Source organism: Pantoea sp. PGP6, assembly GCF_053474785.1.
The window spans coordinates 3579898-3605043 of record NZ_JBQBMA010000001.1 but is presented as its reverse complement, the minus strand read 5'-3'; the positions used below and the strand labels follow the sequence as shown (position 1 = coordinate 3605043).

Genomic DNA, 25146 nt, shown 5'->3' with positions numbered 1-25146 from the left:
ACAGGCACATAACGGAGAGAAATCATGTTTGAACCTATGGAATTAACCAATGACGCGGTGATTAAAGTCATCGGCGTCGGCGGTGGCGGTGGCAACGCCGTAGAGCACATGGTACGCGAGCGTATCGAAGGTGTGGAATTCTTTGCTGTGAATACCGACGCGCAAGCGTTGCGTAAAACAGCTGTCGGCCAGACGATTCAGATCGGTAATAACATTACCAAAGGTCTGGGTGCGGGTGCGAACCCGGAAGTCGGCCGTAACTCTGCAGAAGAAGATCGCGAAGCACTGCGTTCTGCGCTGGAAGGGGCAGACATGGTCTTCATCGCAGCAGGCATGGGCGGCGGTACCGGTACCGGTGCAGCGCCTGTGGTAGCGGAAGTGGCGAAGGATCTGGGTATCCTGACCGTGGCCGTTGTCACCAAGCCGTTCAACTTCGAAGGCAAGAAACGCATGGCGTTTGCTGAGCAGGGGATCGCGGAACTCTCTAAGCATGTCGATTCACTGATTACTATTCCAAACGATAAGCTGCTGAAAGTTCTGGGTCGCGGTATCTCCCTGCTGGACGCCTTTGGCGCAGCCAATGACGTGCTGAAAGGCGCGGTTCAGGGTATCGCCGAACTGATTACCCGTCCGGGTCTGATGAACGTCGACTTTGCTGACGTGCGTACCGTGATGTCCGAAATGGGTTACGCCATGATGGGTTCAGGCGTTGCCTGTGGTGAAGACCGCGCTGAAGAAGCGGCTGAAATGGCGATCTCCAGCCCACTGCTGGAAGATATCGACCTGTCTGGTGCGCGCGGCGTGCTGGTCAACATCACGGCTGGCTTCGACCTGCGTCTGGATGAGTTCGAAACCGTGGGTAACACTATCCGCGCCTTCGCCTCTGACAACGCGACAGTGGTGATCGGTACTTCACTGGATCCAGAAATGAATGACGAACTGCGCGTCACCGTGGTGGCAACCGGTATCGGCATGGACAAACGTCCGGAAATCACCCTGGTGACCAATAAGCCAGCCAGCCAGCCGGTTATGGATCATCGCTATCAGCAGCACGGTATGTCACCGCTGCCGCAGGAGCAGAAACCGGCAGCTAAAGTGGTTAACGACCAGGCTGCGCAGTCAAACAAAGAGCCAGACTACCTTGATATTCCGGCATTTTTGCGTAAGCAGGCCGACTAGGATTAACCCTATAATTGGGTTTCCCCGCTCTTTGTGCTAAAGTGTCTGCCCGCTGGTAAAGTATACTAGCGGTCGGAAAGGTAATATTGCGAGATAATACGATGATCAAACAAAGGACACTAAAACGTATTGTTCAGGCGACTGGTGTCGGTTTACATACCGGCAAGAAAGTCACACTGACATTACGCCCTGCGTCGGCTAATACCGGGGTCATCTATCGTCGCACCGACTTGAATCCACCGGTAGATTTTCCGGCTGATGCAAAATACGTGCGCGACACCATGCTGAGTACCTGCCTGGTGAATGATGAAGGCGTGCGTATTTCAACGGTTGAACACCTTAATGCCGCCCTGGCGGGTCTGGGTATCGATAACATCATTGTTGAAGTCGATGCACCGGAAATCCCGATTATGGATGGCAGCGCAGCACCGTTTATCTATCTGCTGATGGATGCAGGCATTGAGCAGCTCAACAGCGCGAAGAAATTTGTGCGCGTTAAGCAGACCGTGCGTGTGGAAGAGGGTGACAAATGGGCCGAGATCAAACCGTACAACGGTTTCTCGCTCGACTTCACCATTGACTTCAAACACCCGGCGATCGATTCCAGCTCGCAGCGTTATGCGATGAACTTCTCTGCTGACGCCTTTGTTCGTCAAATCAGCCGGGCGCGTACATTTGGCTTTATGCGTGAAATCGAATATCTGCAGTCTAAAGGCCTGTGCCTGGGCGGTAGCTTAGATTGTGCGATAGGTCTGGATGATTTCCGCGTACTGAATGAAGAAGGCCTGCGTTTTGAGGACGAATTTGTCCGTCACAAAATGCTGGACGCTATCGGCGACCTGTTTATGTGTGGCCACAATATCATTGGCGCCTTCACGGCGTTCAAATCGGGTCATGCGCTGAACAATAAGCTGCTGCAAGCGGTTCTGGCTAAGCAGGAAGCCTGGGAATGGGCAACCTTCGAAGACGAAGCTGAACTGCCGCTGGCATTCAAAGCACCGAATCTGGTTCTGGCTTAATCACCTCAGAACGTGAAACGGCTGGTTATGCTGACACCCTCTCCGGTCAGCGGCGCCAGCCGTTTTTTTATTGCTCCGGTCCCCGCCTCTGCTGATGTCGAGCCTGCTCGCATCGCGCCGTCCGTTTTGCTGAATTGCTGAACAAACGCGCGCAATTTCTCGCACCGCCACTTTAATCCCAGGTGTGGATGCCCCACATTAGTGATACTATCTCTGGCGCTTTTACAGGCTGAATACCGCTGCCGCTCGCGGCGGGCGAACGAAAACGGAAGCGCAACAGAGCATGCGCGATGGAAAGGTTGTGATCGGAATTCTTCTGCGCTGGCGACAATTAGGTAGACGCTATTTCTGGCCTCATCTCCTGTTAGGGATGGTCGCGGCCAGTCTCGGCTTACCTGCCTGTGCGCAAAGTTCTGAACTCAATGCTTCATCTGAATCGCCGGCCAGTAGCCTGTTCATGGGCAACGCCGCGCGGTTTGATCACCTGATTCGCCTGCAGGAAGCGGCACGCCGCCCCAGCTTCAATGTGGATTACTGGCACCAGCACGCCATCCGCACCGTTATTCGACACCTCTCTTTCACGCTAACGCCCCAGGCGCAGGCGGAACAACAAACTCTGCCGCTGGCGGCGCAAAAGCTGGCGCTGATCGATTCGCTGCATGACTTACTGACGTCACACTCTGCGTTGCGTGCTGTGCCGCAGACGACCCCGACTCCACCGCTGTTTACGGCTGTAACCCGCTCATGGGTTGAATGGCATGCCCGCGTTCATGGCATCCGCGCCGGACCCACCCAATTGTCCTGCTAATATTTTTGGTTTTATTCACTCTGTTTAGATTTTGCAGTCCGGAATGATTCGGCTGAATTGAGAATATATTTACTATGTTAATCAAAATGTTAACCAAGGTTTTTGGTAGCAGTAACGATCGTACTCTGCGTCGTATGCGTAAAGTGGTGGATGTCATCAACAAGATGGAGCCGGACTTTGAAAAGCTCTCTGATGATGAACTGAAAGGCAAAACCGAACTGTTCCGTGAACGCCTGAAAAAAGGCGAGACGCTGGAAAGCCTGATCCCGGAAGCTTTTGCTACCGTGCGTGAAGCGAGTAAGCGCGTGTTCGGCATGCGTCACTTCGACGTCCAGCTGATCGGCGGCATGGTACTGAACGATCGCTGCATCGCCGAGATGCGTACCGGTGAAGGTAAAACCCTGACCGCCACGCTGCCAGCCTATCTGAATGCGCTCTCCGGTAAAGGGGTTCACGTCGTTACCGTCAACGACTATCTGGCACAGCGTGATGCCGAGAATAACCGTCCGTTGTTTGAGTTCCTCGGTCTGACCGTCGGCATCAACATGTCGGGTCTGCCTGCAGTAGCGAAGCGTGAAGCTTACGCCGCTGACATTACTTACGGTACCAACAACGAATATGGCTTCGATTACCTGCGCGACAACATGGCCTTCAGCCCGGAAGAGCGCGTGCAGCGTAAACTGCACTACGCACTGGTGGATGAAGTTGACTCCATCCTGATCGATGAAGCGCGTACCCCGCTGATCATTTCGGGACCTGCGGAAGACAGTTCTGAGCTCTATACCAAAGTAAACAAAATCATTCCGCACCTGATTCGTCAGGATAAAGAAGACACTGAAACCCATCAGGGTGAAGGCGACTTCTGGGTGGATGAAAAAGCCCGTCAGGCGCACATGTCTGAACGTGGACTGGTTAAGGTCGAAGAGCTGCTGGTCAGCCAGGGCATTATGGAAGCCGGCGAATCACTCTATTCACCGACCAACATTATGCTGATGCACCACGTTACTGCGGCGCTGCGCGCCCATGCGCTGTTTACCCGCGATGTGGATTACATCGTAAAAGATGGCGAAGTGGTGATTGTTGATGAGCACACCGGTCGTACCATGCAGGGTCGTCGCTGGTCAGACGGACTGCATCAGGCGATTGAAGCCAAAGAAGGGGTAGAGATCCAGAACGAGAACCAGACGCTGGCCTCTATCACTTTCCAGAACTACTTCCGTATCTACGAAAAGCTGGCCGGTATGACCGGGACCGCGGATACCGAAGCGTTCGAATTCAGCTCTATCTACAAGCTCGATACCATTGTGGTACCGACTAACCGTCCAATGGTGCGTAAAGATCTGGCCGATCTGGTCTATATGACCGAGAAAGAGAAAATCGACGCGATCATCGAAGATATTCGTGAACGTACCGCCAACGGCCAGCCGGTGCTGGTCGGGACCATCTCGATTGAGAAATCGGAAGTGGTCTCTAACGAACTGACACGTGCCGGTATCAAACACAACGTTCTGAACGCCAAATTCCACGCCCGCGAAGCGGAAATCGTGGCACAGGCAGGTCAGCCGGGCGCGGTCACCATCGCCACCAACATGGCCGGTCGTGGTACTGACATCATGCTGGGCGGCAGCTGGCACGCCGAAGTGGCCGAGCTGGAAAACCCGACCGAAGCACAGATCGAAGAGATTAAAGCCGCATGGCAGATTCGCCATGACGCGGTACTGGCCTCCGGCGGTTTACACATCGTGGGTACTGAGCGCCACGAGTCGCGCCGTATCGATAACCAGCTGCGTGGTCGTGCTGGCCGTCAGGGCGACGCCGGTTCTTCCCGTTTCTACCTGTCGATGGAAGATGCGCTGATGCGTATTTTCGCCTCGGATCGCGTCTCTAACATGATGCGCAAACTGGGGATGAAGCCGGGTGAAGCGATTGAGCACCCGTGGGTGACCAAAGCGATTGCCAATGCGCAGCGCAAAGTTGAGAGCCGTAACTTCGATATTCGTAAGCAGCTGCTGGAATATGATGATGTGGCCAACGATCAGCGTCGTGCCATCTACAGCCAGCGTAACGAACTGCTGGATGTGTCGGATGTGAGCGAAACCATCAACAGCATCCGTCATGACGTCTACAAAGCGACTATTGATACCTATATTCCACCGCAGTCACTGGAAGAGATGTGGGATGTACCAGGGCTGGAAGAGCGCCTGCGTACTGACTTCGATCTTAATCTGCCGATTGCGGAGTGGCTGGATAAAGAGCCCGATCTGCATGAAGAAGTGCTGCGTGAGCGCATCATGACCCATGCGATGGAGAACTATGCCGCCAAAGAAGAGGTGGTTGGTGCTGAGATGATGCGTAACTTCGAAAAAGGCGTGATGTTGCAGACGCTGGATTCGCTGTGGAAAGAGCATCTGGCGGCGATGGATTATCTGCGTCAGGGCATCCATCTGCGTGGCTATGCGCAGAAGGATCCGAAGCAGGAGTACAAACGTGAATCGTTCGCTATGTTTGCCGCCATGCTTGAGTCACTGAAATATGAAGTGATCAGCACCCTGAGCAAGGTCCAGGTGCGGATGCCGGAAGAAGTTGAAGCGATGGAGCAGCAGCGTCGCGAAGAGGCTGAACGTCTGGCTCAGCAGCAACAACTGAGCCACGTTGAGGAAGAGACGCTGGCAGCCGAAGCGCTGGCGCAGCAGAGTGGTGAACGCAAAGTCGGACGCAACGATCCCTGCCCATGTGGTTCAGGTAAAAAATATAAGCAGTGTCACGGCCGCCTGGCCTGAGATTAACCGCTGATGAAAAAGGAGCCACTGGCTCCTTTTTTTTGGCTGCTGCCTGGCCGCGGCAGACGCTGAGTTTGGTTGTTGCAGCAGGTTAAAGCGGTTAACTTCCGCCACACCCTGTTTTAAACTCACTGCTCATTCACCCAATAATTTCGGGATATTCTTCATGAAGCACCTGCAGGTCGCGGTTGGTATTATCCGCAATGCCGATAAACAGATTTTCCTTGCCCAGCGCGCGGCGACATCCTATATGGCCAATAAATGGGAGTTTCCCGGCGGCAAGATTGAAGCGGGTGAGAGCGCCGAACAGGGTCTGATTCGCGAGTTGCAGGAAGAGACCGGCATTGAGGTCACCGAAGCGCGTCCGATTGGTCAGGCTGATCATAGCTATGAAGATCTGCGGGTAACGCTGCATTTCTTCCTGGTTGAAGGCTGGAAGGGAGAGCCGTGGGGCAAGGAGGGGCAGCCGCAGCGTTGGGTTGATCAACAGGCGCTGATCGCCGAAGAGTTTCCTCCGGCGAATCATCAACTGATTGCCCGCCTGATTGCCGGCGAGTTTTGACAGGATGGGGCGACTCACCCCATCCGGCAATTAATGGTCTTCTTCGCTCCAGTTATCGCTGTCATTCAGATCACCGCTGCTGGGAATACGTTTCTCTTCAGCGGCCCATTCACCCAAATCAATCAGCTGGCAGCGCTTACTGCAAAACGGCCGCCACGGGCTGAGTTCATCCCAGATAACATCTTTGCCGCACTGTGGACAGGCGACGGTCATAACTTCTTGCTGCATATTCACCTCTAACAACAGGCCAGTTGAAAGTCGAGTCGGGCTGGTACTTCACCACGCTCACTATCAAGCGGCATAAAACGAATGGCATAACGGCTTTTATGTCCGGAGACCTGCGGGTAAAGCGCATCCTCCAGCGACAGCTGCAGGCGGAGCAGGTCGGCACCCTCAGCGTTGTCCTGATAAAAGCCATTCAGGCTGGTCTGGTTGCGAAACGCCCCGGACTGACGGATCAGGTCGAGGATCATCGCCAGCGCATGATGCAGCGGCACCAGCGTCTGCATCCAGGCTTCCACCTGGGCATCACGCGCTTCCTGGGGTAAATGCAGCCAGATATGCAGGCCGGGTAAATCAAAACTGCAGCAGCCGCCAGGAATGCTCAGGCGCTGACGCACCAGCGCAATCAGACGGTCTTCCCGCAGTTGCTGCCCCATCCGCGGCGCATTCATCAGCTGGGTTGACTGCATTTTTAACTTTTCACGCAGGGCATCTACCAGCGTCATATCTACGCCAGGCACATCAGCCCAGGCGCGCAATTTCTGCTGCTGGCGCTCCAGCTCTTTCAACAACTCGGTACGCATGTCGCCCCGCTCGAAAATATCGAGCAGTTCACCGATCAGACGAAAAAAGGTCAGGGCGTTAACGGTTTTATCCAGCGGGGTGGTCTCATCCAGCTGATTAATCAGAAACTCAACCCGTAACCAGGTTCGCATTTTTTCATTCAGGGGATGTTCAAACAGAACGGGTGTGCTCATGGTGTTAATCCTGTTTCGTTGCCGCCAGCCTGAGGTAGCGCTGATGGAGTTCGGCAACCTGTGGCAATGCATCTTCAGGCTCGCCACTGTTATCAATAATGTCATCAGCACAGGCGAGGCGTTGCTGCCGCGTGGCCTGTGCCGCAAGAATACGTTGCACCTGGGCGAGAGAAAGCTGGTCGCGTTGCTGAGTCCGGGCTATCTGTGTCGCTTCGTCGACATCAATCACCAGTACCCGGTCAGCCTGGTGCTGTAACTGATTTTCCACCAGTAACGGCACCACCCACAGCACATAAGGTGAAGAGGCGGCAGCGATCAACTGTTGGGTGCGGGCGTTAATCAGCGGATGCAGCAGCGCGTTTAACCAGCTTTTCTCTTCTGGCGTCTGAAAAATAATCTCGCGTAACCGCGCGCGATCCAGGGTGCCCTGTTCGGTCAGGATCGCGGCACCGTAACGTGCTTCAATCGCCTGTAAAGCCGGCGTCCCTGGCTCAACCACTTCGCGCGCAATCAGGTCAGCATCGATAATGTCGACCCCGAGCGCAGCGAACTGTCTGGCAATCGAGCTTTTACCGCTACCGATTCCCCCTGTCAGCGCTATGGTGTAGGGCCTATTTCCCATCTGACTTCTCTTTTGGACACAGGTTCATGTTAATGGTCTGGATCAGTAACGCAAAAATGCGGGCCAGATCACAACGATAATGCTCAGCTAAATTTTACGGATTGTAGCGTAAATAAAGTGAAATTCGCAGTCTTGTCGCCGGACGGCAGGCGCGTATCATAAGGTCACTGGAGCCGTGCTGGCTTCGCGAACTGCGGTTCGTTGCCACTCACCAGGACATGACACATGCGTATTGAAGAAGATTTGAAACTGGGCTTTAAAGACGTTCTGATTCGCCCAAAACGTTCCACGCTGAAAAGCCGCTCACAGGTTGAGCTGGAGCGCAGTTTTACCTTTAAGCACTCCGGCCTGAGCTGGAGCGGTGTCCCAATCATTGCCGCCAATATGGATACCGTCGGTACCTTTCTGATGGCAGAAGCGCTGGCCAGCTTTAATATCCTGACGGCGGTGCATAAGCATTACAGCGTAGATGACTGGCGAGCGTTTATTCAGCGTGTGCCCGCGCCGGTACTGAACGCGGTGATGGTCTCTACCGGCACCTCTGAAGCGGACTTTACCAAGCTGAACGCCATTATGGCCTTGTCAGAGAAATTACAGTTTATCTGCATTGATGTGGCTAACGGCTACTCGCAGCATTTTGTCGATTTTCTGCAGCGTGCCCGCGAAGCGTTTCCTGGCAAAACGATCTGTGCCGGTAATGTAGTAACCGGGGAAATGGTGGAAGAGCTGATTCTGTCTGGTGCCGATATTGTCAAAGTGGGCATTGGCCCTGGCTCAGTCTGCACCACGCGCGTAAAGACCGGCGTGGGCTACCCACAGCTCTCGGCGGTGATTGAGTGCGCTGATGCGGCGCACGGACTGGGTGGACAGATTGTCAGTGACGGTGGCTGTGCGGTGCCGGGTGATATTGCTAAAGCCTTTGGCGGCGGTGCCGACTTTGTAATGCTGGGCGGTATGCTGGCAGCGCACGATGAATGTGAAGGCAAGGTCATCGAAGAGAATGGCGAAAGCTTCATGCTGTTTTACGGCATGAGTTCGGAGTCGGCAATGAAGCGTCACGTAGGTGGCGTTGCGGAGTACCGTGCAGCAGAAGGCAAAACCGTGAAGCTGCCATTACGTGGTCCGGTAGCTGATACGGCACGCGACATTCTGGGTGGCCTGCGTTCAGCCTGTACCTACGTAGGGGCAGAGCGTCTAAAGGAACTGACCAAGCGCACCACTTTTATCCGGGTGACTGAGCAGGAAAACCGGGTGTTTAACCGATAGTTAGCTGCCGGTTGTCAGCGATTCAGGGTCAGGGAGTGGCCGACAGTGACTGATGGAGATTCAATGACAATCAGGCACTTGATGATATTTCCGATACTGACGCACCGGCAGTGGCCCATTGATGCTCAGCCTCGACAGCTACTTATGCGGTGTCACTGATCAGACTTCATCAATTACTCCCCTGATTTCATGTTAAGGGGCGCATAACGCGCCCCTTAATGCATCGCATCACCCAGCCCGAACACCGGCAGATACATCGCAATCACCAGCGTACCGACAATGCCACCTATCACCACCATCATCATCGGCTCCAGTGAGGCAGCAAGCGTGTCAGCACGCTCACGGGTCTCTGCTTCATGCCATTCCGCCAGTCGGGCCAGCATCAGATCTAACGCCCCTGCTTCTTCACCGACGCGAATCAGCTGGCCACAAAGTGCAGTAAATAGCGGATGCTGCGCCAGCGCCTGATGCAGCGGTTTACCTGCGGCGATATGCTGTTGCAGCGCAGCAATCGCTTCCCGCCACAGCAGGGAGGAGAGGGTAACCTCAACAGCGGCAAGACCCTGCAACAGGGTGAGTCCGGCGTGCTGTGTCAGCTGCAGGATGGTGTAAATCTGCGTTAGCTGCGAACCGCGCCATAGTCCGGCAAGCAGCGGGATGCGGAGAAAAAAACGCTGCTCCCGCCGCTGCCAGCTGGCTGAACGTCGCCGCAGCTGTTGCCAGCCCACCAGTACCAGCAGCAGCACGCTGGCTAACAACAGTCCCCACTGCTGCAACGTGGCAGAAAGCTGCATCACCGCAGCGGTAAACGCCGGTAACGGTGCGTCAAACGAGGCATACACCGTGACAAATTCCGGCAGCACGAACAGTAGCATGCCACAGCTGACAGCGATCGCGACTAACAGAATGAACAGTGGATAGCGTAGCGCCTTTACTACCTGTTGCCACAGCTGTTGCTGCCGGGTCTGCTGTTGTGCCAGTTCGCTGCAGCAGACATCCAGCTGCCCGGTCAGCTCGCCGACCTCCATCAGGGCCGGATAGAGCGGCGGAAAGATTTGCGGCCACTCACGCAGCGCCTGTGAAAAAGGCTGACCGCTCAAAACCCGATGATGCAACGCCAGCATCAGTGCCCGCCAGCCCGCGTGCGGATGTCCCTCAGCCAGCAGAATCAGACTCTCCGCCAGCGGTAAGCCCGCCTTAAGCAGAGTTGCCAGCTGGCGTATCAGATCGGTTTTGTGCTGCCACGTCCAGGCGGACTGCCGCCAGACCTTTTCGCATTTCCAGCTGACCGGCAGCAGATCGCGCTGCGCCAGCATCAGCAGCAGATTCTCACTGTCGAGAGCCAGTAGCTGACCGCTTTGTAGCGCGCCCTGGCTGTCAACCGCCTGCCAGCGAAACAACGCTGGATTAGCCATCTTCCAGCCCGATAACACGCTGCATCTCTTCCAGCGAGGTGTCACCGCGGCTTACCGCTTCCAGCCCGGAGGCAAGCAGGGTACGCAGCCCCTGCTGTTTTGCCAGACTGAGCAGATTTTCAAGCGGCATTTCTGCTGCAATGGCATTTTGCAGCCTGGCGTTTACCGGCAGCAGCTCAAACAGCGCCAGCCGACCAAAGTAGCCTGAGAAGCAGTGATCGCAGCCAGGCGCGCGCCAGGTCTGCAGGGTGCCGGGCCAGAGTTCGGAAGGATAGTGCGCCACCGCCTGAGCCGGCTGACGACAGTGCGGGCAGAGCCGCCGTACCAGACGCTGCGCAACGATCAGCCGTAGCGCCGATCCCAGCAGATAGCCGGGAATACCCATCTGGCGTAAGCGGGTCAGGGTTTCGGCGGTTGAATTGGTATGCAGCGTGGAGAGTACCAGGTGTCCGGTCTGCGCGGCCTTAACGGCTATTTCAGCGGTTTCCGCATCGCGGATCTCGCCGACCATGATCACGTCCGGATCCTGGCGCAACAGCGCACGCAGTACGCGATGGAAGTCGAGCCCGCTTTTACTGTTAATCTGGGTCTGATTGATGCCGGGCAGCGGGATTTCAATCGGGTCTTCGACGCTGCACAGGTTTTTGTCTGGCGTATTCAGCGCGCTCAGCCCGCTGTAAAGCGTAAAGGTTTTGCCGCTGCCGGTGGGTCCGGTCACCAGGATCAGCCCCTGCGGCTGGGCCAGCGCTGAGCACAACAGGCGTAACTGGGCGGCAGGAAGCCCCAGTTTATCCAGCGATAATGCCGCGCTTTCGCTCTGCAACAGTCGCACCACCGCTTTTTCACCGCCATGGATCGGCAACGTGGCGAGGCGAAAAGAAGCCGGTTTGCCCGCAATCTCCAGGCTGAACTGACCATCCTGTGGTAACCGGCGTTCGGCAATATCCAGTCCGCCGAGAATTTTCAGGCGCGCCAGCAGTGCCGCAGGCTGGGTGGCGGGCAGTGAGGAGAGCGGATGCAGGACGCCGTCAATCCGCAACCTGACCCGCAGACCCTCCCGCCAGGGCTCAATGTGAATGTCAGACGCGCGACGTTCCAGCGCCTGATGCAGTATCTGTTGCGTTGCCTCAACGGCTGACTCTGCCGGTGCATCTTCGCGGGCTGACAGCGGCGTTTCAGCATGCTGCAGCTGATCGAGGCGCGCCTGCGGCCAGCACTCAATCTCAATCTGACACTGGCTGGCGAAGTTAAGCGCTTCAGCCAGCCCCTGCGGCACACTTTCCGCTACGGCAACCCGTAGCTGGCTGGCATCGTGGTGCAGCACCAGAGCGCGATAGCGCTGGCATAATGCTGCAATCGCTGCATCAGGCTTGTTCATCATTCGCCCCTTTATCGGCAAAGCGGAACTGAGCAAGGCAGTTGTCACGCAGGCTGATATTGCTGCTGGTGCAGCTCCGTTGCCAGCTGATGCTACCTTCCGTGCTGTCCCACACCGGTAGCATCTCCACGCTTAAGCCCTTCAGATTTTCCTGACCGGTCAGGGTGATGATGCCTTTGGTCACGCTAAGGGCAGAAACGTAGCGTGAGCTTCTGACGGCAGGAATACCGTGCTCGCCAGCCTGACACTGAGCCGGATCGCCGCGCTCCATGGCGCAGAGTTCCACTGCCGTTTTGTACGGCACCATGGTTTGCAGCATGTCGGTGAGCGCCGCGCGCTGCAGATAGTTTTGATAAGCGGGCAGGCCAATAGCGCTTAAGATCGCCACGATACCCACCACAATCATCAGTTCAACCAGCGTAAATCCGCCTTGATAATTCATCACATCGCCTCCTGATTAAGAAAACGTCAGACTAAAAAGGCGGGCAGAAGAATCACAGACGCAGAATGAAACAATGGAAAAGGGGGCGAGAACATATTTGTGGCTTGCAGTACAGCCGAAAGGGTCATGGAAGCGGGATCGCAGAAAACGCCGTGCGGTTACACGGCGTAATGTCTTACTGTTGCTGAAAACGCATCGACAAATCGAGTGCGCGCACATGCTTGGTCAGCGCCCCTACCGAGACATAATCGACGCCGGTCTGCGCAATCTGAGGCAGAGTGGTTTCCGTGACGTTGCCAGAGACTTCCAGCAGCGCACGACCCTGATTACGCTCCACCGCCGTCCGCATCTGCTCCAGGCTGAAGTTATCCAGCATGACGATATCCGCCGCTGCGTCCAGCGCCTGGTCCAGCTCCTCCAGCGATTCGACTTCAACTTCTACCGGCACATCCGGCTGCAGCCACTGCGCCTTTTCTACCGCCTGACGGATCGATCCGCTGGCAATAATGTGATTCTCTTTAATCAGATAGGCATCGGACAGGCCGAGGCGATGGTTACTGCCGCCGCCGCACAGTACGGCATATTTCAGGGCGGTGCGCAGCCCGGGCAGGGTTTTTCGCGTGTCCAGCAGCTGCGTCTGGCTGTTCGCCAGCAGCGCCACATAGCGGCTGACCTCGGTGGCAACGCCTGAAAGCGTCTGGACAAAATTGAGCGCGGTACGCTCAGCGGTCAGCAACAGTCGCGCCGGACCGTCGATGTCGAACAGCGGCTGGTCAGGCTCGATGCGATCGCCATCCTCTACATGCCAGGTCAGGGTGGCGTGCGAGCCAAGCTGAATAAACACTTCTTCAACCCAGCGTTTACCACAGAAAACACCCGCCTCACGGGTAATCACCTGAGCATGAGCCTGCGTTTCGGCAGGTAACAGCTGGGCGGTGATATCACGGTCGGCGTCAATTTCGCCGCCGAGATCTTCCTGTAAAGCGCGTGCGACAGCCTCAGGGATGTCACCTTCAATGCGTCTAATCAGCGCCTGGCGGCGACTGTCCGGATCATAACCACGCGAAGACATAAGCGATCAACTCCAAAAAGGGATGATGAGTAAGGCGTCCACAATAGCCTGAACCGCCGCAGCGTACCAGTGATGAGCGGAATTTTGTTTAGTATCCTTAACAAGAGCCGATCGGACTGCGGCCTGATGACGCATTAAGACGCAAGAAACCCTTACTATTCATGCTATTCTCAGCCTGATTGAACAAGGAAATGCAGCATGAAACTTGAACATGGCTGGCTGACCGGGGTGCGTCAGGTCCCCTCGCCGCATTGCAATGATCGACCCGACGACGAGGCGCCTTCGCTGCTGGTGATCCACAATATTAGTCTGCCGCCGGGCGAATTTGGCGGTCCGTGGATCGACAAACTGTTCACCGGTACGCTGCCGCCGGATGCTCATCCCTATTTTGCGGATATCGCCAGCCTGCGCGTGGCAGCGCACTGCCTGATTCGCCGGCAAGGTGAGATTGTACAGTATGTGCCGTTTGATAAACGCGCCTGGCATGCGGGCGTGTCACAGTTCGACGGCCGGGAAAACTGCAACGACTTCTCGATTGGCATTGAACTGGAAGGGACGGATAACCAACCCTATACCGAGGCGCAATACCGGGCGCTGCAACAGGTTACACAGGTGTTGTTGCAGCACTATCCCATCACGCCTGCGCGCATTACCGGACACAGTGATATCGCGCCGGTGCGCAAAACCGATCCCGGACCTGCATTTGACTGGGACTACTATAAGCAGCTGTTAACGCAGCAAAAATCGTGATTTTTGCGGAGTCAGTATGACGTTGTTTACCTTGTTATTGGTTTTAGGCTGGGAGCGCCTGTTTAAGCTGGGCGAGCACTGGCAACTCGAACATCGGCTGGAGCCGTTTTTTCGTCGTCGTCAGCATTTCTCTCTGATGCGCACCCTGCTGATGACGGTGCTGGCGATGGCCGTGACGGCGCTGGTGGTCTGGAGCCTGAAAGGCCTGCTGTTTGGCGTGCTGCAACTGCTGTTCTGGATCGTCATTGGGCTGTTATGTATCGGCGCGGGATCGGTCCGTCTGCACTATCACACCTATCTGAAGGCGGCCAGCCACGATGATGCCGCAGCCCATCAGGCGATGGCGGCAGAGCTGACCTTGATCCACGGTGTGCCGGTTGAGTGCAGCGAGCGTGAATTCCTGCGCGAACTGCAGAATGCGCTAATCTGGATTAACTTCCGCTTCTACCTCGCGCCGATGTTCTGGCTGGTGGTGGGCGGCGCATGGGGACCGGTGCTGCTGGTGGGTTACGCATTCCTGCGCGCCTGGCAGGGCTGGCTGGCAAAACAGGGCACGCCGATGGCGCGTGCGCAGTCGGGCGTGGATAGCATACTGCATGTGCTCGACTGGATCCCGGTGCGGCTGGCAGGTGTGGCCTACGCCTTGCTGGGACACGGCGAGAAAGCGTTGCCGGCATGGTTTGCCTCGCTGACCGACCGTCATCGTTCGCAGTATCAGGTGCTGACCAGCCTGGCCCAGTTCTCGCTGTCGCGCGATCCGCACACTGATAAAGTGGAAACGCCACGGGTTGCCGTGGCGTTAGCGAAACGAACGTCGCTGGTGCTGGTGGTGGCCGTTGCGTTGCTGACGATCTACGGCACGCTGGTGTGATCGGCGGGCGGCACGCCAAAGTCAGGTGTGCCATCTGCCCGCCAGTCAAAGTACTTCAGCCGGGTATGGCGATTCGGATCCCATAACGGATCGCCTTCAATTTCGGTGTAGTTACGCGCGTGGTAAACCAGCACGTCGCGTCCCGCCTCATCCTGGGTAAAGCTGTTATGGCCCGGTCCATACTGATGATTATCCCAGCTCGATACAAACACCGGCCGAGCAGATTTCTGCCAGGCGGTGACGTCGAGCGGATCGGCATCAATCGCAATCGACAGTAAACCCAGACAGTAATTCTCATCGGTGGCGCTGGCAGAGTAGGTCACGAACAGCCGATCGCCATGGCTGATTACCGCCGCGCCTTCGTTAACGCTAAATCCGGCACATTCCCATTCATATTCAGGTCGGCTCAGCATCACCGGCGTGCCTTTCAGTGTCCAGGGATTGAGCAGCTCGGCCAGGTAGAGGTTGGAGTTACCCGGGATGGCCGGATCTTTCTGCGCCCACAGATACCAGTTCTTACCCTGATGCACGAAGTGCGTGGCATCAAGCGAGAAACTGTCGAACTGGCTGAATACCCGACGACACGGCTGCCATTCACCCTGCAGCGGATCGGCGGCATCACACACCAGCGCATACATCCGGTGCTGAAACAGGCCATCTTTGATGTCGCGTGTCGGAGCAGCGGCGAAGTAGATCACCCACTGGCCATCAATAACGTGCAGTTCCGGCGCCCAGATCAGCTCGCTGCAGGGGCCGCTGTCCGGTTTGCGCCATACCACCACCGGTTCAGCGCTGCGCAGGCCTGCCAGCGTATCGGCACGCCGGATCTCCAGCCGGTCATATTCCGGCACCGAGGCGATAAAATAGTATTGCTGATCATGACGCAGGATAAACGGGTCGGCGCGCTGTTCAATAAAGGGATTAGGCCAGGTAGCGGTCATTTTACTTCTCCGGTTTGCGGGACAACGCCGTCGCGTGGGCGAGTAGTCTGTAAGTCTCGGAAATTTTCGCGGCGCAGCGCGAGATCCTGCTGGATAGTGATCATCATTTTACGGTCGACCTTCATCAGGCGTACCACACCCGCCGTAATCAGATAGCCAACGCCCGGAATCACGGTAAACAGCAGCATGATGCCGTTGATCGCTTCCGGCGACTGCTGTTTAGCCCCGGCATTGTAGCCGTAGATCGACAACAGGAAGCCAACCATCGCCCCGGCGACCGCCAGTCCCACTTTGAGAAAGAACAGGTTACCGGAGAAGCTGATACCGGTGATGCGCTTGCCGGTTTTCCATTCGCCATAGTCGTCGACATCGGCCATCAGCGACCAGTGCAGCGGCGACGGAATCTGATGCAGGATGTTCAGCACAAAGTAGGCGATCACCACCATCAGCGTGGCGTGCGGATCGATCCAGTAAAATGCGCTGGAGAACAGCGCCAGTGCAATGTTGGTCCAGAAGAAGACCTTGAGCTTACACCAGCGGTCGGTCAGCACTTTTGCCAGCGTACTGCCGAACATCATGCCGATCACGCCAAGGCTGATAAACAGCGTGGCGAAGTGGGTCGATTGTCCCATTACCCAGGTGACGTAATACATGGTGGCGGCCATGCGGATAAAGCCGGGACAGACGTTGCAGAAGGTCAGCAGCAGAATGCGCACCCACTGGTCGTTTTTCCAGACGTCGCGCAGATCTTTCTTCAGATCGTCATTACTGGGGACGGCAGGATGAATACGCTCACGCACCGTGGCAAAGCAGAACAAGAACATCGCCAGGCCGATGGTTGCCAGCACGGTCATCGCCATCTGATAACCCCGCGCCTTGTCTTCGCCGCCAAACCATTCCGCCATCGGCAGCAGCGACATTGACAGGATCAGCGTTGCGATGCCGACCATCACGAAACGGTAAGACTGACAGGAGACGCGCTCACCGGGATCGTTGGTAATTACGCCGCCCAGCGAGCAGTAGGGAATGTTGATGGCAGTGTAGGTCAGCGACATCAGGAAGTAGGTGACGAAGGCCCAGATCACCTTGTTATGGTAGGTCCAGTCCGGCGTGGTAAACATCAGCACGCTGAACAGCACATACGGGACGGAAACCCACAGCAGCCACGGGCGGAAACGACCCCAGCGACTCTGGGTGCGATCGGCAATCGCGCCCATAATCGGATCGGTTACCGCATCCAGTACCCGCACTGACAGCAGCAGCGTGCCGACCAGCGCCGGGGCTAAACCGAAAACATCGGTATAGAAGTAGTTAAGGAACAGCATGATGGCACCGCCAATCATGTTGCATCCGGCATCGCCCATGCCATAACCCAGTTTTTCTCGAAACGAGAGGGCTGCACCTTTCATGGTTCTCTCCTGCGCATCCGGTGTGAACAGGAATTATTGTCGCTAAATCAGAGAGATGACTGGGAATAAATCGTCGTGAAGATGGACAAATCAGGTGCGCGGGGAGAAGTGTGAGCTGGATCGGTCTTTGGCAGCGTACGCCGGCGGGGGAGAGTAGCCTGCTGCGACCGCCAACGGTGTCGCAGCAGGAAAGTGCTTATCAGGCTTTCTGCGTCTGATTTTTAATGAAGTAACCGATGCCCAGAATGACCAGCCAGACCGGGATCAGCCAGACGGAAATCGCCATGCCCGGCGTGTTTGCCATCAGGACCAGAATCGCGGCCAGGAAGATCAGGCAAATCCAGTTACCTACCGGATAGAGCAGCGCTTTAAAGCGGGTGGTGACCCCTTGCTGATCTTTCTTACGACGGAATTTCAGGTGGGCCAGGCTAATCATCGCCCAGTTGATCACCAGCGCAGAAACCACCAGAGACATCAGCAGGCCGAAAGCCTCGCCCGGCATCAGGTAGTTAATCAATACGCACAGTGCAGTGGCGACGGCGGAGACCAGAATGGTCAGCACCGGCACACCGCGGCGATCCACTTTCAGCAGCGCTTTTGGCGCGTTGCCTTGCTGCGCCAGACCAAACAGCATGCGGCTGTTGCAGTAAACGCAGCTGTTATAGACCGACAGCGCGGCAGTCAGGATCACCACGTTCAACGCATTGGCCACCATCGCATCACCCAGCTCGTGGAAAATGAAGACGAACGGGCTGACTTCGGCAGTGACCCGGGTCCACGGCATCAGTGACAGCAGCACGGCCAGCGAACCGATATAGAAAATCAGGATGCGCCACAGCACCTGGTTGGTGGCTTTGGGAATGCTGGTTTCCGGATTATCGGCTTCTGCCGCGGTAATCCCTACCAGTTCCAGGCCGCCAAACGAGAACATAATGATCGCCATTACCATCACCAGCCCACCGAGGCCATGAGGGAAAAATCCGCCCTGTTCCCACAGATTGCGCACCGTTGCCTGCGGGCCGCCGCTGCCGCTGAACAGCAACCAGCCGCCGAACAGGATCATGCCAATCACTGCCACCACTTTGATGATGGCGAACCAGAATTCCATCTCGCCAAACACTTTTACGTTGGTCAGGTTGATGGCGTTGATCATCACAAAGAAGATGGCGGCTGAGGCCCAGGTGGGAAAGTCAGGCCACCAGAACTGGATATATTTGCCTACTGCGGTCAGTTCCGCCATCGCCACCAGCACATAGAGTACCCAGTAGTTCCAGCCCGACGCGAAGCCAGCAAAGTTGCCCCAGTACTTATAAGCGAAGTGGCTAAAGCTGCCGGCAACCGGCTCTTCCACCACCATCTCGCCTAACTGGCGCATAATTAAAAAGGCGATAAAACCGGCAATGGCATACCCCAGAATGACTGCCGGTCCGGCGGATTCAATGACCGATGCACTGCCGAGAAACAGGCCGGTCCCCACCGCACCACCCAGCGCGATGAGCTGAATATGGCGGTTCTTCAGACCACGTTTCAGCGCTTCGCCTTGCTGTTGTTCCATACAAACCTCGTGATGTTTTTATTCTTCGTTCGCAGCGCAGACCGCTGTAAGGAAGGAGTTACATTAATGTATTGATTATTTTACGGTATCTGGCGTGCTGTCTGCTGCCATGCGCTACCCTGGCGACAAGAATAGTGATAAGCGAATCGCTTTGCACCTGCTTTCGCTTTTCGTGCTGGGCATTGACTGAAAAAACAGCGTCCGGCTCACGTTGGTGTTGCCCAAATTTCTGCCATGAAATGTTACTGATGACGAATAGGTTTCACTTATGGTTGCCGCTGCGTTTAGCAGCTAAGCGGGTGTAAGGTTTGGTAAAAGTGAAAATATTTAACATTTGCTTCCACGGTAATTTTTCATTTTTTTAACCGTAAGTTAGCGTCAGCACTGGCTTTAGCCGCACTGGAATGTCATCCGGACCGTATAGACACAAGGTGAATACTTTGTTACTTTACCGGCACCTTTTGGCAATTGGTATTACCAATTTACTCCGGACGATTGGCTCAATAAGAAGGGAAGATGGCTTACAGTAAGATTCGCCAACCCAAGCTCTCCGACGCTATCGAGCAACAGCTCGAATCCCTGATCATGGAAGGGACGCTGCGTCCGGGAGAGAAGCTGCTCCCCGAGCGCGAACTCGCCAAACAATTCGATGTCTCACGTCCGTCTCTCCGCGAAGCGATCCAGCGCTTAGAAGCCAAAGGATTACTGCTACGCCGTCAGGGTGGCGGAACGTTCGTACAGGAGCATCTCTGGCAAAGCATGAGCGATCCACTCGTAGAGCTTCTCGCCGACCATCCGGAATCACAATTTGATCTGCTGGAAACGCGCCATGCCTTAGAAGGCATTGCTGCCTATTATGCGGCACTGCGCGGCACCGAAGAGGATCTGCTGCGGATTCGCGATTGCCATCTGCAGATCCAGCAGGCACAGGACAGCGGCGACTTAGACGCCGAAGCGGACGCAGTGATGCAGTATCAGATCGCTGTCACAGAAGCCGCCCATAATGTCGTGCTTTTGCATTTGCTACGCTCTATGGGCCCTATGCTGGAACGAAACGTCCGTCAGAATTTTGAATTGCTCTACTCGCGCCGGGAAATGCTGGCGAAAGTGAGCGGTCACCGCGCCAGAATCTTTGAGGCGATTGTGGCTCGTGAGCCGGAAAAAGCGCGCGAGGCTTCACACCGTCACCTGGCGTTCATTGAGGAAATCTTGCTGGACAGAAGTCGGGAGCAGAGCCGTCGAGAACGCTCCCTGCGTCGTTTACAGCAACGTAAGGAATAACGTGCGACAAAGATCGTACGGACATGTGCGACGAGCCTGCCTGCATGTGCTGTAACAGGCTCCCGATTATTCAACGTATTAGACACAGATAAGGAACACACCCATGTCAGAACGTTTACACAATGACGTGGATCCGATTGAAACTCGTGACTGGCTACAGGCGATCGAATCGGTCATCCGTGAAGAAGGTGTTGAACGTGCGCAGTATCTGATTGATCAGGTACTGGGTGCAGCCCGCAAAGGCGGCGTGAACGTTGCTGCAGGATCTTCTGCAATCAGCAACTATATCAACTCTATTGCCGTTGAAGATGAACCGGATTATCCGGGCAACACCTCTCTTGAACGTCGTATCCGTTCCGCGATCCGCTGGAACGCCATCATGTCGGTGCTGCGCGCATCGAAGAAAGATCTGGAACTCGGTGGCCATATGTCCTCCTTCCAGTCTTCTGCCACCATTTATGAAGTGTGCTTTAACCACTTCTTCCGCGCGCGCAGTGAGAAGGATGGCGGCGACCTGGTTTACTTCCAGGGCCACATTTCCCCAGGCATTTATGCCCGTGCGTTCCTTGAAGGTCGACTGACCGAAGAGCAGATGAACAACTTCCGTCAGGAAGTGGCCGGTAAAGGCCTCTCTTCTTATCCGCACCCGAAACTGATGCCGGAATTCTGGCAGTTCCCGACCGTTTCTATGGGTCTGGGTCCGCTGTCGGCTATCTACCAGGCGAAGTTCCTGAAATATCTGGAACACCGTGGCCTGAAAGATACCTCCGCGCAGACCGTGTACGCCTTCCTCGGCGATGGCGAGATGGATGAGCCGGAATCAAAAGGCGCAATCACCATCGCTACCCGTGAAAAACTGGATAACCTGGTCTTCATCATCAACTGCAACCTGCAGCGTCTGGATGGCCCGGTCACCGGTAACGGTAAGATCATCAACGAGCTGGAAGGCATTTTCGCCGGTGCTGGCTGGGAAGTGATCAAAGTCATCTGGGGCGGTCGCTGGGATGAGCTGCTGCGCAAAGATACCAGCGGCAAGCTGATTCAGCTGATGAACGAAACCGTTGACGGCGATTACCAGACCTTTAAATCGCGTGATGGCGCGTATGTGCGTGAGCACTTCTTTGGTAAATATCCGGAAACCGCCGCGCTGGTTAAAGATATGTCCGATGATGAAATCTGGGCACTGAACCGTGGCGGCCACGATCCGAAGAAAATCTACGCGGCACTGAAAAAAGCGCAGGACACCAAAGGCAAGCCGGTGCTGATCCTGGCGCATACCATTAAGGGTTATGGTATGGGCGACACCGCGGAAGGCAAAAACATTGCTCACCAGGTGAAGAAGATGAACATGGATGGCGTGCGCTATATCCGTGATCGCTTCAACGTGCCGGTAGCCGATGACAAGATTGAATCACTGCCGTACGTGACCTTCGACAAAGGCTCTGAAGAGTACAACTATCTGCACGGTCAGCGTGAGAAGTTGGGCGGCTACCTGCCGACGCGTCAGCCGAAGTTCACCGAGAAGCTGGAAATGCCAGCGCTGGAAGAGTTCGGTGCGCTGCTGGAAGAGCAGAATAAAGAGATCTCTACCACCATCGCCTTTGTGCGTGCCCTGAACGTGATGCTAAAGAACAAGTCGATCAAAGATCGTCTGGTTCCGATTCTGGCGGACGAAGCGCGTACCTTTGGTATGGAAGGTCTGTTCCGTCAGATCGGTATCTACAGCCCGAACGGCCAGCAGTACACGCCGCAGGACCGTGAGCAGGTTGCTTACTACAAAGAAGACGAGAAAGGCCAGATTCTGCAGGAAGGGATCAACGAGCTGGGTGCAGGTTCATCCTGGCTGGCGGCGGCGACCTCTTACAGCACCAACAACCTGCCGATGATCCCGTTCTACATCTACTATTCCATGTTCGGCTTCCAGCGTATCGGCGATCTGATGTGGCTGGCGGGCGACCAGCAGGCGCGCGGCTTCCTGGTCGGCGGCACCTCCGGTCGTACCACGCTGAATGGCGAAGGTTTGCAGCATGAAGATGGTCACAGCCACATTCAGTCGCTGACCATCCCGAACTGTATCTCCTACGATCCTTCATACGCATATGAAGTCGCGGTGATCATGCATGACGGTCTGGTGCGGATGTATGGCGAAGCGCAAGAGAACGTCTACTACTACATCACCACGCTGAACGAAAACTACCACATGCCGGCGATGCCGCAGGGTGCGGAAGAGGGTATCCGTAAGGGTATCTACAAGCTGGAAACGGTCGACGGCAGCAAAGGTAAAGTCCAGCTGCTGGGTTCAGGTTCTATCCTGCGTCACGTACGTGAAGCCGCGCAGATCCTGGCGAAAGACTACGGTATCGGCTCTGACGTCTACAGCGTGACCTCGTTCACCGAACTGGCACGTGATGGCCAGGATTGTGAGCGCTGGAACATGCTGCATCCGACAGAAGCACCGCGCGTGCCTTACATTGCTCAGGTGATGAACGATGCACCGGCCGTCGCCTCAACCGACTACATGAAGCTGTTCGCTGAGCAGGTTCGTAGCTATGTGCCAGCCAGCGACTATCGCGTGCTGGGTACCGATGGCTTTGGTCGCTCTGACAGCCGCGAAAATCTGCGTCATCACTTCGAAGTGGATGCATCTTATGTCGTGGTTGCCGCGCTGGGTGAGCTGGCTAAACGTGGCGAGATTGAGAAGAAAGTGGTGGCTGACGCGATCACCAAATTCAATATCGATGCCGATAAAGTTAACCCGCGTCTGGCTTAAGAGGTAATAGAGTAATGGCTATCGAAATTAAGGTACCGGATATCGGGTCTGACGAAGTTGAAGTCACCGAGATTCTGGTGAAAGTTGGCGACAAGGTGGAAGCCGAACAGTCGCTGATCACCGTGGAAGGCGACAAAGCCTCAATGGAAGTGCCTTCGCCGCAGGCTGGCGTGGTCAAAGAGATCAAAATCGCCACCGGTGACAAAGTGGAAACCGGCTCGCTGATCATGATGTTTGAGGCGGAAGGTGCGGCAGAAGCTGCACCGGCCCCGGCCGCAGAGAAAAAAGCCGACGCGGCCCCGGCGCCAGCGGCTGCCTCTGCTACCGCCAGCAAAGATGTCAATGTGCCGGATATCGGCGGTGACGAAGTTGAAGTCACTGAGATTCTGGTGAAGGTTGGCGACAAAGTTGAAGCAGAACAGTCTCTGATCGTGGTGGAAGGCGACAAAGCCTCGATGGAAGTCCCGGCACCGTTCGCCGGCACCGTAAAAGAGATCAAGATTGCCACCGGCGACAAAGTGAGCACCGGTTCGCACATCATGGTGTTTGAAGCGGAAGGCGCAGCGCCAGCCGCTGACGTGAAACCTGAAGTGAAAGAAGAAGCAGCAACGGCTCCGGCTGCGGCTGCGGCTGCGGGCGCAAAAGAGGTTAACGTACCGGACATCGGCGGTGACGAAGTAGAAGTCACTGAAGTGCTGGTTAAAGTTGGCGACAAAGTTGAGGCTGAGCAGTCACTGATCGTGGTGGAAGGCGACAAAGCCTCAATGGAAGTTCCTGCGCCATTCGCCGGCACCGTGAAAGAGCTGAAAGTGGCCACCGGCGACAAAGTCAGCACCGGTTCGCTGATCATGGTGTTTGAAGTGGAAGGTGCCGCGCCAGCCGCAGCACCGGCCGCCGCGAAGCAGGACGCAGCCGCACCGGCAGAAAAAGCCGAAGCCAAACCGGCCGCAGCACCAGCAGCGAAAGCGGAGAGCAAAGGTGAGTTTGCCGAGAACGATGCGTACGTTCACGCTACCCCGGTGATCCGTCGTCTGGCGCGTGAGTTCGGTGTTAACCTGGCGAAAGTCAAAGGCACCGGCCGCAAAGGTCGCATCCTGAAAGAAGACGTGCAGAGCTACGTGAAAGAGGCGGTCAAACGCGCTGAAGCGGCACCAGCTGCTGCCAGCGGCGGTGGTCTGCCAGGCATGCTGCCATGGCCGAAAGTGGACTTCAGTAAGTTTGGTGAAATCGAAGAAGTCGAACTGGGACGCATCCAGAAAATTTCCGGTGCTAACCTGAGCCGTAACTGGGTGATGATCCCACACGTTACGCATTTCGACAAAACCGACATCACCGACCTGGAAGCATTCCGTAAGCAGCAGAACGCGGAAGCCGAGAAGCGTAAGATGGACGTGAAGTACACCCCGGTGGTGTTCATCATGAAAGCGGTTGCTGCGGCGCTTGAGCAGATGCCACGCTTCAATAGCTCGCTGTCTGAAGATGCCCAGAAGCTGACGCTGAAAAAATACATCAACATCGGTGTGGCGGTTGATACGCCAAATGGCCTGGTGGTTCCGGTCTTCAAAGACGTGAACAAAAAAGGCATCACCGAGCTGTCGCGTGAACTGATGGCGATTTCGAAGAAAGCGCGTGACGGTAAGCTGACGGCAGGGGACATGCAGGGCGGATGCTTTACCATCTCCAGCCTTGGCGGCCTGGGAACCACCCACTTCGCGCCGATCGTTAACGCGCCGGAAGTGGCGATCCTTGGTGTCTCCAAATCGGCGATGGAGCCGGTATGGAATGGTAAAGAGTTTACGCCGCGTCTGATGATGCCAATTTCTCTTTCCTTCGATCACCGTGTTATCGACGGTGCTGATGGTGCGCGTTTCATCACTCTGATCGGCAATATGCTCTCCGACATTCGTCGTTTAGTTATGTAAATGTGAAGAAGGCCGGCGAAAGCCGGCCTTCCTGTAACGATTCGTCGCACCGCGGTTGGCAGTTTGTTAACAATTCTGTAAACTCTTGCGGTGAAAGTCCCGGTGGAACAAGGGCATCATAAGA

General features: G+C 55.8%; 21 protein-coding genes. 11 read left to right on the top strand and 10 right to left on the bottom strand.

Features of this window, described 5'->3' with window-relative positions:
* Positions 1 to 24 precede the first annotated feature (24 nt).
* The 5 genes from ftsZ to mutT all read left to right on the top strand — a co-directional run bounded on the left by ftsZ (position 25) and on the right by mutT (position 6348).
* The gene (gene ftsZ, locus ACLIBF_RS17595; protein ID WP_009092127.1) at positions 25 to 1179 is read left to right on the top strand and encodes a cell division protein FtsZ; all 1155 of its coding nucleotides are present in this window, start codon (positions 25 to 27) and stop codon (positions 1177 to 1179) included.
* A gap of 101 nt (positions 1180 to 1280) precedes the next feature.
* On the top strand, positions 1281 to 2198 hold the full coding sequence (lpxC, locus tag ACLIBF_RS17590; protein ID WP_031376704.1) for a UDP-3-O-acyl-N-acetylglucosamine deacetylase: 918 nt from the start codon (positions 1281 to 1283) through the stop codon (positions 2196 to 2198).
* Between the two features lie 301 nt (positions 2199 to 2499).
* Entirely contained in the window at positions 2500 to 3006 is a 507-nt protein-coding gene (secM, locus tag ACLIBF_RS17585; protein ID WP_341802483.1) for a secA translation cis-regulator SecM, read from the top strand.
* A gap of 74 nt (positions 3007 to 3080) precedes the next feature.
* On the top strand, positions 3081 to 5786 hold the full coding sequence (secA, locus tag ACLIBF_RS17580) for a preprotein translocase subunit SecA (protein WP_031376702.1): 2706 nt from the start codon (positions 3081 to 3083) through the stop codon (positions 5784 to 5786).
* A 166-nt stretch (positions 5787 to 5952) separates the two neighbouring features.
* On the top strand, positions 5953 to 6348 hold the full coding sequence (mutT, locus tag ACLIBF_RS17575) for an 8-oxo-dGTP diphosphatase MutT (RefSeq protein WP_031376701.1): 396 nt from the start codon (positions 5953 to 5955) through the stop codon (positions 6346 to 6348).
* A gap of 30 nt (positions 6349 to 6378) precedes the next feature.
* Here the strand turns inward: mutT and yacG are convergent, their stop codons facing one another.
* Genes yacG through coaE form a run of 3 tightly spaced genes read right to left on the bottom strand, consistent with a single transcriptional unit; the run spans position 6379 to position 7950 of the window.
* Positions 6379 to 6576: a DNA gyrase inhibitor YacG gene (gene yacG, locus ACLIBF_RS17570; protein ID WP_031376700.1), complete on the bottom strand. Its 198-nt coding sequence runs from the start codon at positions 6574 to 6576 to the stop codon at positions 6379 to 6381.
* 8 nt (positions 6577 to 6584) lie between these two features.
* Positions 6585 to 7328: a cell division protein ZapD gene (gene zapD / locus ACLIBF_RS17565; RefSeq protein WP_046289189.1), complete on the bottom strand. Its 744-nt coding sequence runs from the start codon at positions 7326 to 7328 to the stop codon at positions 6585 to 6587.
* A gap of 4 nt (positions 7329 to 7332) precedes the next feature.
* Complete coding sequence (gene coaE, locus ACLIBF_RS17560) at positions 7333 to 7950, bottom strand: dephospho-CoA kinase (protein WP_069728428.1); 618 nt, start codon at positions 7948 to 7950, stop codon at positions 7333 to 7335.
* Positions 7951 to 8175: 225 nt separating this feature from the next.
* Here coaE and ACLIBF_RS17555 point away from each other — a divergent pair, with 225 nt between their 5' ends.
* Positions 8176 to 9216, top strand: a complete 1041-nt coding sequence (locus tag ACLIBF_RS17555; protein ID WP_159222710.1) for a GMP reductase — start codon at positions 8176 to 8178, stop codon at positions 9214 to 9216.
* Between the two features lie 215 nt (positions 9217 to 9431).
* Here ACLIBF_RS17555 and hofC read toward each other — a convergent pair whose 3' ends face one another.
* The 4 genes from hofC to nadC all read right to left on the bottom strand — a co-directional run bounded on the left by hofC (position 9432) and on the right by nadC (position 13523).
* Positions 9432 to 10631 carry a protein transport protein HofC gene (hofC, locus tag ACLIBF_RS17550; RefSeq protein WP_279810066.1) on the bottom strand — a complete coding sequence of 400 codons (1200 nt, stop codon included), beginning with the start codon at positions 10629 to 10631 and terminating at the stop codon, positions 9432 to 9434.
* Positions 10624 to 12009 (bottom strand): type II secretion system protein GspE, encoded by a 1386-nt coding sequence (gspE, locus tag ACLIBF_RS17545; protein WP_069728426.1) that lies wholly within the window; start codon positions 12007 to 12009, stop codon positions 10624 to 10626. Before gspE ends, hofC begins: the two co-directional genes overlap by 8 nt.
* Positions 11996 to 12451 (bottom strand): prepilin peptidase-dependent pilin, encoded by a 456-nt coding sequence (gene ppdD, locus ACLIBF_RS17540; protein ID WP_031376695.1) that lies wholly within the window; start codon positions 12449 to 12451, stop codon positions 11996 to 11998. Before ppdD ends, gspE begins: the two co-directional genes overlap by 14 nt.
* 175 nt (positions 12452 to 12626) lie before the next feature.
* Positions 12627 to 13523: a carboxylating nicotinate-nucleotide diphosphorylase gene (nadC, locus tag ACLIBF_RS17535; protein WP_031376694.1), complete on the bottom strand. Its 897-nt coding sequence runs from the start codon at positions 13521 to 13523 to the stop codon at positions 12627 to 12629.
* A gap of 198 nt (positions 13524 to 13721) precedes the next feature.
* Between nadC and ampD the strand changes: the two genes are divergently transcribed.
* Both ampD and ampE read left to right on the top strand, forming a co-directional pair.
* A complete protein-coding gene (gene ampD / locus ACLIBF_RS17530) occupies positions 13722 to 14273 on the top strand; it encodes a 1,6-anhydro-N-acetylmuramyl-L-alanine amidase AmpD (RefSeq protein ID WP_089561383.1) in 552 nt (183 codons plus the stop codon).
* A gap of 16 nt (positions 14274 to 14289) precedes the next feature.
* On the top strand, positions 14290 to 15144 hold the full coding sequence (ampE, locus tag ACLIBF_RS17525) for a beta-lactamase regulator AmpE (RefSeq protein WP_046289190.1): 855 nt from the start codon (positions 14290 to 14292) through the stop codon (positions 15142 to 15144).
* On the opposite strand, the gene ACLIBF_RS17520 is transcribed toward ampE, so the two are convergent.
* The 3 genes from ACLIBF_RS17520 to aroP all read right to left on the bottom strand — a co-directional run bounded on the left by ACLIBF_RS17520 (position 15126) and on the right by aroP (position 19049).
* Positions 15126 to 16085 carry a glycoside hydrolase family 43 protein gene (locus ACLIBF_RS17520; protein WP_279810065.1) on the bottom strand — a complete coding sequence of 320 codons (960 nt, stop codon included), beginning with the start codon at positions 16083 to 16085 and terminating at the stop codon, positions 15126 to 15128. The two genes, ampE and ACLIBF_RS17520, sit on opposite strands and share 19 nt — an antisense overlap.
* Positions 16082 to 17494: a glycoside-pentoside-hexuronide (GPH):cation symporter gene (locus tag ACLIBF_RS17515; protein ID WP_031376691.1), complete on the bottom strand. Its 1413-nt coding sequence runs from the start codon at positions 17492 to 17494 to the stop codon at positions 16082 to 16084. Before ACLIBF_RS17515 ends, ACLIBF_RS17520 begins: the two co-directional genes overlap by 4 nt.
* Positions 17495 to 17693: 199 nt before the next feature.
* Positions 17694 to 19049: an aromatic amino acid transporter AroP gene (aroP, locus tag ACLIBF_RS17510; protein WP_031376690.1), complete on the bottom strand. Its 1356-nt coding sequence runs from the start codon at positions 19047 to 19049 to the stop codon at positions 17694 to 17696.
* Between the two features lie 516 nt (positions 19050 to 19565).
* On the opposite strand from aroP, the gene pdhR reads away from it, so the two are divergent.
* The 3 genes from pdhR (at position 19566) to aceF (ending at position 25022) form a co-directional block, all read left to right on the top strand.
* On the top strand, positions 19566 to 20330 hold the full coding sequence (gene pdhR / locus ACLIBF_RS17505; protein WP_031376689.1) for a pyruvate dehydrogenase complex transcriptional repressor PdhR: 765 nt from the start codon (positions 19566 to 19568) through the stop codon (positions 20328 to 20330).
* Positions 20331 to 20433: 103 nt separating this feature from the next.
* Entirely contained in the window at positions 20434 to 23100 is a 2667-nt protein-coding gene (gene aceE / locus ACLIBF_RS17500; protein ID WP_031376688.1) for a pyruvate dehydrogenase (acetyl-transferring), homodimeric type, read from the top strand.
* Positions 23101 to 23114: 14 nt separating this feature from the next.
* Complete coding sequence (aceF, locus tag ACLIBF_RS17495; RefSeq protein WP_448310188.1) at positions 23115 to 25022, top strand: pyruvate dehydrogenase complex dihydrolipoyllysine-residue acetyltransferase; 1908 nt, start codon at positions 23115 to 23117, stop codon at positions 25020 to 25022.
* Positions 25023 to 25146 lie beyond the last annotated feature (124 nt).

What these genes read in the sequence shown, in the direction of transcription:
- ftsZ (WP_009092127.1), top strand. Translation starts at nt 25, where the DNA reads ATGTTTGAACCTATGGAATTAACCAATGACGCGGTGATTAAAGTCATC.
- lpxC (WP_031376704.1), top strand. Translation starts at nt 1,281, where the DNA reads ATGATCAAACAAAGGACACTAAAACGTATTGTTCAGGCGACTGGTGTC.
- secA (WP_031376702.1), top strand. Translation starts at nt 3,081, where the DNA reads ATGTTAATCAAAATGTTAACCAAGGTTTTTGGTAGCAGTAACGATCGT.
- mutT (WP_031376701.1), top strand. Translation starts at nt 5,953, where the DNA reads ATGAAGCACCTGCAGGTCGCGGTTGGTATTATCCGCAATGCCGATAAA.
- yacG (WP_031376700.1), bottom strand. Translation starts at nt 6,576, where the DNA reads ATGCAGCAAGAAGTTATGACCGTCGCCTGTCCACAGTGCGGCAAAGAT.
- zapD (WP_046289189.1), bottom strand. Translation starts at nt 7,328, where the DNA reads ATGAGCACACCCGTTCTGTTTGAACATCCCCTGAATGAAAAAATGCGA.
- coaE (WP_069728428.1), bottom strand. Translation starts at nt 7,950, where the DNA reads ATGGGAAATAGGCCCTACACCATAGCGCTGACAGGGGGAATCGGTAGC.
- ACLIBF_RS17555 (WP_159222710.1), top strand. Translation starts at nt 8,176, where the DNA reads ATGCGTATTGAAGAAGATTTGAAACTGGGCTTTAAAGACGTTCTGATT.
- hofC (WP_279810066.1), bottom strand. Translation starts at nt 10,631, where the DNA reads ATGGCTAATCCAGCGTTGTTTCGCTGGCAGGCGGTTGACAGCCAGGGC.
- gspE (WP_069728426.1), bottom strand. Translation starts at nt 12,009, where the DNA reads ATGAACAAGCCTGATGCAGCGATTGCAGCATTATGCCAGCGCTATCGC.
- ppdD (WP_031376695.1), bottom strand. Translation starts at nt 12,451, where the DNA reads ATGAATTATCAAGGCGGATTTACGCTGGTTGAACTGATGATTGTGGTG.
- nadC (WP_031376694.1), bottom strand. Translation starts at nt 13,523, where the DNA reads ATGTCTTCGCGTGGTTATGATCCGGACAGTCGCCGCCAGGCGCTGATT.
- ampD (WP_089561383.1), top strand. Translation starts at nt 13,722, where the DNA reads ATGAAACTTGAACATGGCTGGCTGACCGGGGTGCGTCAGGTCCCCTCG.
- ampE (WP_046289190.1), top strand. Translation starts at nt 14,290, where the DNA reads ATGACGTTGTTTACCTTGTTATTGGTTTTAGGCTGGGAGCGCCTGTTT.
- ACLIBF_RS17520 (WP_279810065.1), bottom strand. Translation starts at nt 16,085, where the DNA reads ATGACCGCTACCTGGCCTAATCCCTTTATTGAACAGCGCGCCGACCCG.
- ACLIBF_RS17515 (WP_031376691.1), bottom strand. Translation starts at nt 17,494, where the DNA reads ATGAAAGGTGCAGCCCTCTCGTTTCGAGAAAAACTGGGTTATGGCATG.
- aroP (WP_031376690.1), bottom strand. Translation starts at nt 19,049, where the DNA reads ATGGAACAACAGCAAGGCGAAGCGCTGAAACGTGGTCTGAAGAACCGC.
- pdhR (WP_031376689.1), top strand. Translation starts at nt 19,566, where the DNA reads ATGGCTTACAGTAAGATTCGCCAACCCAAGCTCTCCGACGCTATCGAG.
- aceE (WP_031376688.1), top strand. Translation starts at nt 20,434, where the DNA reads ATGTCAGAACGTTTACACAATGACGTGGATCCGATTGAAACTCGTGAC.
- aceF (WP_448310188.1), top strand. Translation starts at nt 23,115, where the DNA reads ATGGCTATCGAAATTAAGGTACCGGATATCGGGTCTGACGAAGTTGAA.